General features: G+C 41.9%; 1 protein-coding gene and 1 pseudogene. Both read left to right on the forward strand.

The window, feature by feature from the left end; all coding sequences use genetic code 11:
* Positions 1 to 55 precede the first annotated feature (55 nt).
* Positions 56 to 613 carry a helix-turn-helix domain-containing protein gene (locus JOD17_RS21200; RefSeq protein WP_338028847.1) on the forward strand — a complete coding sequence of 186 codons (558 nt, stop codon included), beginning with the start codon at positions 56 to 58 and terminating at the stop codon, positions 611 to 613.
* A pseudogene (locus JOD17_RS21205) lies at positions 574 to 1440 on the forward strand (IS3 family transposase); the annotation flags it as partial. The gene JOD17_RS21200 and the pseudogene JOD17_RS21205, both read left to right, overlap by 40 nt.
* Between the last annotated feature and the right edge of the window lie 28 nt (positions 1441 to 1468).

A 1468-nucleotide genomic window follows, 5' to 3' on the forward strand; every position in this document is an offset into this window, starting at 1 on the left:
GGTGCCGCACCCCAAAAGTTAGAGTTAAAAACTCACTTTTGGGGTGTTTTGTTTGGTGAAATATAGTGACACATTTAAAGAAAAAGTTGTTTATGAGTATCTACAAGGTCCCTTTGGATACAGACGATTAGCGAAAAACTATAACATTCCTTCGAAGAAGATCATTGAAGAATGGGTACAGGCATTTCGAGCTTTCGGTAAGGAAGGGTTAAAGCGTAAAGCTTCAAAGACCGTGTATCCTGTTCAATTTAAGGTTGATGTCTTACACTGGATGAAAAGCAATAGTGCTTCGCTCAGTGAAACTGCAACCAGATTTGGGCTCAATCGTCCAGCTCTCATTTCTTCTTGGAAACACACCGTTATGAAAGAAGGGATTGCAGGATTAGAACCGAAGCCGAAAGGACGCCCTTCGATGGCTAAGAAACCTAAAAAAGATGATCAAACAAAGCATGAATGGTCACGTGAAGAGCAGTTGAAGAGGGAGAATGAACTTCTTCGTTTAGAGAACTCTTATTTAAAAAAGCTCCGCGCTTTTCGGGAGAATCCGGACGCCTACCTCGAAAAGCACAAGCAGCGCTGGCATTCGAACTCAAAGAAGAAGGATACCGATTAAAAGACGTACTTAAGTTTGTCGATTTACCAGAGTCAACGTATCATTATCACGTCCAACGTTTTGATCTTCCAGACCCAGATCCCTCTCTTAAGACACGCATAAAAGAGATTTATACCCAACATAAGGGACGGTATGGGTACCGTCGAATTCATGCTCAATTACGTTCAGAAGGCTGGTATATCAATCACAAGAAAGTCCAAAATCTGATGAGGGTGTTAGGGTTAACTTGCAAGAAATTTATAAGGAAATCTCGGTATCGATCTTATAAGGGGAGGGTTGGTACAGTGACGAAGAATCGTTTGAACCGACGGTTTCATACCACCGGTCCACTGCAGAAATTGACGACGGATATTACGGAGTTTAAATGTACACACGATGAAAAACTGTATTTGAATCCAATGTTAGATTTATATAATGGAGAAATCGTTTCTTTTGGAACGGCACGAACGCCGACCCTGCCTCTTGTGCTTGAACCATTGGATCAAACCATCGACCTTTTGAAGGAAGAAGCAAAGTACCGAACCACGATTCACTCTGATCAAGGTTGGCATTATCAGCACCAAGCATGGGTGAAGAAGCTGGAAGCAAACCGAATCTTTCAAAGCATGTCCCGGAAGGCCACGTGTGCAGATAACGCACCCATGGAGAACTTCTTTGGTCTATTAAAACAAGAAATGTACTATGGAGAACCCTTGGTTTCCTATGAAGAGTTAAAGAAACGAATTGAGGAGTACATCCACTACTACAATCACGAACGTATAAAACTAAAACTGGCTGGTCAAAGTCCGATTCAATATCGAACATCAACCAGCCAATCAGCTGTTTAACAAACTCTAACTTTTTGGGGTCACTACC

It is taken from the genome of Geomicrobium sediminis (assembly GCF_016908595.1).
Classification (GTDB): Bacteria; Bacillota; Bacilli; order Bacillales; family Marinococcaceae; genus Geomicrobium_A; species Geomicrobium_A sediminis.